The sequence below is a fragment of the Alcanivorax sp. HI0083 genome (assembly GCF_001635175.1).
The window spans coordinates 1-548 of the sequence record NZ_LWFX01000870.1 but is presented as its reverse complement, the minus strand read 5'-3'; the positions used below and the strand labels follow the sequence as shown (position 1 = coordinate 548).

Below are 548 nucleotides of genomic sequence, written 5' to 3'. Positions count from 1 at the left end.
GACAGGTTGATGGCACTCGCATCCAGTGAGTAGAGAGGGTTCTTGAAGCGGAACTTATGGGAGCTGGGGCTATTTCTGCAGCGCTGGAGCAGCTTGTAGAACAGCGCTTCGTAGAGCTCCGCCGGCTGCTTCTCATTGAGCCTTGCCAAGGTAGAACGGGCAACGGGTTTGGCGCCAAGGTGGAAAAGCTTATGCTTTTGGCTCTCCAGGTTCGACTGGATATCGCGCAGGCTCTGACGGCCGGAAAGCTGAGACATGGCCATGCCAATGAATTGATCCCAGCGCGTGGCGGATCTCAGTTTTTGCCCGTGATGATGCTCTTTGGCCAGCCTCTCAAAATCATGTCTCGAAACCGGTTTGAGCAGTTGGTGAAAGGCGGTGTTATGATGTGACAAAGCCTGAACCTCCCTGATCACAATGTTTTCCTCGCAGAATCATTGTAACCAGTTCGGTTCAGGCTTTTTCATTTGTCCCTCAACTGTGGGACAGCAGTGGGCCAATTGGCCGGGCTTTTTTGTGCCGGTCTGCCCGCAACACGGACCTCGACC

Annotated in this window: 1 protein-coding gene; it reads right to left on the bottom strand. The window is 54.0% G+C overall.

All coding sequences use genetic code 11. From position 1 onward, the window contains the following. On the bottom strand, positions 1 to 395 hold a 395-nt coding region (locus A3754_RS26075; RefSeq protein WP_156496920.1), incomplete at its 3' end, for a DUF4372 domain-containing protein. Positions 396 to 548: the final 153 nt, after the last annotated feature.